Raw genomic sequence first — 5891 nt, forward strand, 5'->3', positions numbered from 1 at the left:
TGCTTTAAAACTTCTACCTCTAAAGCAAACACATAAAAAGCTGCACACATGATGCAGCTTTTTTTGCAAAATTTCCTTGATTTTTCATGCTTTTCAACACAATCAAAATTTTCGACATCCACATAAAGCTTTTATAATCATGAGAAACAAGCTTCAAAATAAAAGATTTTTTTCAACAATTCTATTTTTTTATGTTTTTTCTTTAAGAAATTTCTTAAATGAAGTGTTGACTTCATCGATTATATATATATGCGTTACAGCGCAACAAATATGCGACTATTGCTCTATTTTTGCCGTTTAAGCAAAACAAATTTCGCAGAAAAATACTCCTCTACAATCAACAACTTTTCCTAATATGGAAAGCATATCAATCTTACATCTCATGTAAGAGAGAGCATTATGCGGTTAATATTTCATCCACGTACAATATGAGAGAATAAGGTGAAATTTCTCTGATACAAAGGGAATACCAACCTACCAAATTATCTATTCTCAACAAAGTAACACTCCCACCGCTTCAATACCAATATATTAGTTTGAATATACGAACACAATTTACATTCTAGATTAAATGTATCAAATAAATAATGAACACAAAATCTATGGATAAACAACGGGTTAACTTTACACGCTTAAAACAAAGGACAAAACTCTATAATCATGCGTTATTAAAATTTTTTTTGTCAATATTTTTATACAGACATCAAAAATCGTACCATTGCTTTCAATACAAGAAATCTACATAAACAATTTCATCTTGATAAACACAACATGCTATATAGGCTGGATTCCATCGATGCTTATGAACAAACGCTTATAAAGCAGATTGAAGTCGCCTCTATTGAAGTAAAAGATGGACAAAACAAACTGTATTTTGTTGTGGAAAGCAAAGGAAGTATTTTCGAAGACATCTTGCGCGATCTGGAAAAAGCAAAAATCCATTGCGGTCGTGAATATTTCAAAGCTTTGGGAGGAAATACCCAATATATTGTTTCTGATAATTATCAAACTTTTATCGATCAAGCACTTCAAGAAGATACCATAACAACTTGAAAAAATATTTGGGCTATGGAAACAGCCCTCCCCTGTTGTTTATAAAATGCAATTTTTTCCTACTCTATAATTTACAAGCTCTTCCTTATAACCGATTTTAATTTTTATTAAACGATTAAGAGATTGTCGAACATTTTCCAGAAAGAGCTGCACATTTAAGAAAAGAAAATTATAAACTATTGAGAATACATTTGGCACCCAAGCAATATCGCTGTATTTTTACTGTTTTGCCTCGCACTCTCCTTATCGCATAAAGAAAAGGGCTCCGATTTATGATATGCTTTGTTTGAACGCCTTCTCAATAACATTTGCAATGGCATATAAGATCATAGAGCAGTTTACTACTTTTCGAGAAACCAACACACTGAGACCTTAACCGCAACCTTCGTTATTTTTATGAAAGGACACGAAACCAACAAGCTCCTTAAACTCTAAAATTTGGCCATCTCCAGTAACATGCGGTGTTTATCAACATCATATTTGCTTTGTGCTCTTAGACACCTCTCAAAACCTCTTGAAATATGGGATTCTCTGTTGGTATCTTTGCAAGTATCCACGAAATTAAGCACGCATTTCAATGCGGAATAGTCCCATAAACACGCTAACAGACACCCCTACAGCACCAGCATAGAATATGGCATCCCGCCGCCCGCCAAAATGCTGACCCTCTTCTGCCACACATCGCGATGTGGAAAATAGCACCGTGCTGCAAACTTGGCGATGTTATTCATCTCATTTAAACCTCCTTGAATCACTATGCTTGCATAACCGCAACAGGTTCAAATGAAGATGAAGCGACAAAAACATCTAGTAAAGCAGCATTTTCTCTCTATTTCATTGTGAACTGTCATAACAAATCTACCCCGCTTTAATAAAAAAGCCTTCTCTCATTGAGGGGAAAATTTTTTTTAAACATTGAAAATCATGATGCACGATGACAGACAGCAAACCATCTCTAAAAAGGCTGTTTTTTTACTTTTACAGTGTGCTCTGAGATTTGCTTAAGATTTTCCTGCCTTTAAACTTTTGTTTTTCTAGATTTTTCTTATAAGTTTTACAATCAAGAGTAGCTGTTTAAAACACTTTTACGCACATTTTATTGCCTAAAGTCCCTTTTAGACGCAATGACTGTCTATATTTCCATCACGACCAAATACGCGAGATTAACAGCGGATGTAATGAAAACAGCCTTTTTATAGAAAACCGTAAGCTTTAACGGAATAAACGAGATTGGTAAACCGATCCCCTACCCACTTGTTCTCTCTACCGGTTATGCGAACAAAGAACCCCATCTGCTCTTTCTGACAAGTAAAGAACTGTGCCAACATTTGGTAACATACCATTGTTGAAATTCTTGTCACAAAGCCTTCCTTTCAGGGATTATGCGCATTGCCTGCTTCCTTCTTTCCAATAAACAATCTGCCAATAAAGAATGTTATTGCAGTTACAATAATACAAAATTATACTTCTGTTCTCATTCTATATTTTTCGAATTATCACACATTATCCACCCCTTCACTGTTATAACAATGAAAGGAAAAAAATTAAAACACAATATAGTATTTCTTTTTCACAAATCTTATATAAGCCGCAAGATTGTTGAGCGACCTTCTATGCAAGGTCAGGCAATAAAATCATATTCTAAAAACCACTCCACACACCACTTTTTGATATTATAAAGCCATAAAATGCAATTATCATCTCCGCAAAAAATCTCTCAGAAAAACACTATTCCTCCTGCAACAATTGAGATACTCTCTCAAATATTACCAAAGTACTATTGGTTGGATAATCTTGATGACTTATTCCTTTTGACACCAGCTGCTCTTAATGAAAAACTAGATGATTGTGAAACTGTCAAGGTTAAGAAACGACTAAAGGCAATCAATTGGCTATGCAAAAAACCGCTTGAAGTCCTTGGTAACCTACTCGGGGATTTTTTGGATAACGAATCCCATAAGTCAATCGAATTCATATTTAAAGACATACCAAGAGATCAAATACTACAACAGCTTAAAACAGATCAACGTAAAGTTTTAGAAACGTTAAAGAAAGATAGATTAGAATATCTGCGTGGAGGATATATTATCAAGAAGGGACTGACCTTCACACACGACACACAAGAATTGCAAAAAGCAGGTCTCCTCTCTACAGAAGAGCTAAAAAAACTTATTGCAAAGCACAGACTTTCAGCCGTAAAAAACGAAATAAATAGAGCATTAGAAAATATAGAAAAAGATCCAAGGGGGGCGGTTCTATTTGCAGCAAATCTGTTGGAAGCCTCTTGCAAAGCTTATCTCGACCACCATTCTATCCCATATGCAGAAAACGCCCGTAATAATCTGCCCGCTTTATGGAAACAAGTCGTTAAGAAAGCCAAGACCCATCCCGAAGATATGAAGCAAGAAAACTTAAAAAATCAAGATCTAGATGAAAATGGCTTAAAAATGATCGCATCCGGTCTGTATCAAATCGTTAGTGGTACTATGAATTTAAGAAACAAGAAAAGTGCAGCGCACGGCCGATCAGAAAAAGATTTGGAACTAATCAATCTCAAACCTCACCATGCGCGCTTAACTTTTAATGCCGCACATTCTCTCTCAATGTATATCTTAGAGCTCATGGATCAGCCATAATAAATAAAGAGCACTATTCTTACATGCCATAACCATTTTCTCTTTACAGGCTTTTTGCTACCAACATAATGCTTTACCCTCTACAAAACACTCTTTGCAAATAATCGGGGTATCGTTACGATCATAGGCATTTTAGGTTTTGTCTTTTAAGACAAAAGGCTAGCAAAGCGTCCACTCCATGCATGTTTGTCTTTTTTATCGCAAAACAACATCATTTTCATCAAAAGCCTATCATAACATTTTATATTTCGAGCTAAGAGCAAGAGCAAATTTTCTTAAAATCATTTCCTATCTTTAAGACTTAAGAGCGCTTCCCATCCCCCCGACATAACCTTCTCTATAGCTTATAAAACCCAATATTCCTATAGCGGGATAAAATTTAGTGATCACGCACTCTATAACTTCCCCTTCCCCACTGCCAGCTTCCATTCAAACATTAGTACCCATGGCTGCAAAAGCAAAAAGCCAGCCCTTCTTTTTCTCACGCCAGAATGTTGATTTTTCTTAAAGATTTCCGCCCCTTTAAAAAGATTGTGTGCCATGACGAAGAGTTTGGCTTGCGTTTTTCATTGGAAGCAAGTTTTGTAGCTTTTTTATGATATTAAGATAGAGGTAAGCTGGAAGCGTTTTTTTCACCTTCTCGCCATTTTTTATCTATGGATAGAGATGTTCCGTTTTTTCTCAAGCCAAATTGCAGATATAAGACAGTTTTTTTCTGAAAGACGAGGATATCTGAAAATTTTGGAGAGGACTTTGATTATTTTTGGTTATGTTTGTAGGATTTTTGGGGTCTTCTGGAATAAGATCGTAAACGATTAGTTTCAGGGAAGAATTGGGAAGTTTGCATTTTAGAGAGGCAAAGCTCAGTTTTCAAATTTCAAACTCCAACAACATGTTTTTTAGCTTATTTTTAAGCATCTAGAATAAAGGTTTATTTTGAAATCCCTCTAGTGATGGACGCGATGATAGTAATAAGATTTTGTCTAAAGCAGTTAGCTTTTTTGTCTTCAATTTTTTTAAAGGGTTGAATTGTGCGTTTTTGTCTCACACCATTTGCCACCCATGGGTTTTCTCCCTCCTGACATTGAGCAAAACTGATTGTCCAATCAGGATAAAGTCGTCAGCTACCTAGCCCTCTCGTTGGTCATCTCACAAATGTGTTGCGCATCCCGCTTGGAGCGTTGATAACACTACCTCATCACTTATATGCCCATGAGTTTATAAGCGTTTTGACAAATCAATGCTTCATCGCTCCCATTTACTCTAGAGCACAGGATGCGTGCGTTGTGTAAAATAAGCGTGGTAGGACTACTATAGCTCTTTTTTGGAAGGATTGGTTTTAAGTGTAGGGTGATAGAAATCTCTTGCTATTTTTATGCACTTTACGAAGAGCTTGATGGGAGATTTTTAAAGTCTCTAGACTGAGGTGATGCACAAATAGTTTCAGAGAAGGATTGGGAGGTAGGATTTTAAGATAGAAAGGTGAGTTCAACTTTTTAGTGGTATGTCTATATGAGCCATTGCATTTTTTAGAAAGGGAATATTTTCAAGCCACCCCATTCCCTCACTGTAGCTTTATGGGTGTTTAGACTCTCGTACGTTTTATCCTTCTTCCATGGTGCTTCCATTATGATCCATCTAGAATGAAGGTTTATTTTGAAAGTTCTCTCGTGAGAGACAAGATGGTAGCAATAAGACCTTTTCCTCATATAGCAACCTGCTTGGCAAGGATGCACCTTGGATGTGATATAGACGGACAAATATAGTATGGGTGATGGTGCCTTTTTTTCTCAAGTTAATTTGAGAGGCATCGGAGAATTTTTGAGACCAATCTAGGTTGAGCGCTATTTTTTGCACTCTTTTTAGAGAGGGAAGATTTTCAAGTCCCCCCTTCCGTCATAGTTTTATGGGTGTTTAGGCAGTTTGTACGTTTTATCCTTCACGCATAGTGCTCTCGCAACTTTTATAAAGCCGCAAGCCTATACAGCTCAAGTGGGGAAGTTTGAGTGAAGATTTATTCTATAACATTTCCCATTAGGTACATTTTTATATTTTCACGTTTTATCATGAGCGCAGCGTCATGTTCAGATGACATGTGATTTATATGGAATTATTAGTTTTGGACCTTTGGTTGCGGGGGCAGGATTTGAACCTGCGGCCTTCAGGTTATGAGCCTGACGAGCTACCGGGCTGCTCCACCCC

General features: G+C 36.4%; 4 protein-coding genes. 2 read left to right on the plus strand and 2 right to left on the minus strand.

Features of this window, described 5'->3' with window-relative positions:
• Nucleotides 1-771: 771 nt before the first annotated feature.
• Nucleotides 772-1053, plus strand: coding sequence for a hypothetical protein (locus ACFIJ9_RS08430; RefSeq protein ID WP_375636721.1), 282 nt, complete (start codon nt 772-774; stop codon nt 1051-1053).
• 561 nt (nt 1054-1614) lie between these two features.
• On the opposite strand, the gene ACFIJ9_RS08435 is transcribed toward ACFIJ9_RS08430, so the two are convergent.
• The gene (locus ACFIJ9_RS08435) at nt 1615-1755 is read right to left on the minus strand and encodes a hypothetical protein (protein WP_375636723.1); all 141 of its coding nucleotides are present in this window, start codon (nt 1753-1755) and stop codon (nt 1615-1617) included.
• Between the two features lie 491 nt (nt 1756-2246).
• Nucleotides 2247-2414 carry a hypothetical protein gene (locus tag ACFIJ9_RS08440; RefSeq protein WP_375636725.1) on the minus strand — a complete coding sequence of 56 codons (168 nt, stop codon included), beginning with the start codon at nt 2412-2414 and terminating at the stop codon, nt 2247-2249.
• 327 nt (nt 2415-2741) lie between these two features.
• On the opposite strand from ACFIJ9_RS08440, the gene ACFIJ9_RS08445 reads away from it, so the two are divergent.
• A complete protein-coding gene (locus ACFIJ9_RS08445) occupies nt 2742-3689 on the plus strand; it encodes an abortive infection family protein (RefSeq protein WP_375636726.1) in 948 nt (315 codons plus the stop codon).
• Nucleotides 3690-5891: the final 2202 nt, after the last annotated feature.

Source organism: Bartonella sp. MR90HLJMH (genome assembly GCF_042194115.1).
In the GTDB taxonomy this organism is placed as follows: Bacteria; Pseudomonadota; Alphaproteobacteria; order Rhizobiales; family Rhizobiaceae; genus Bartonella; species Bartonella grahamii.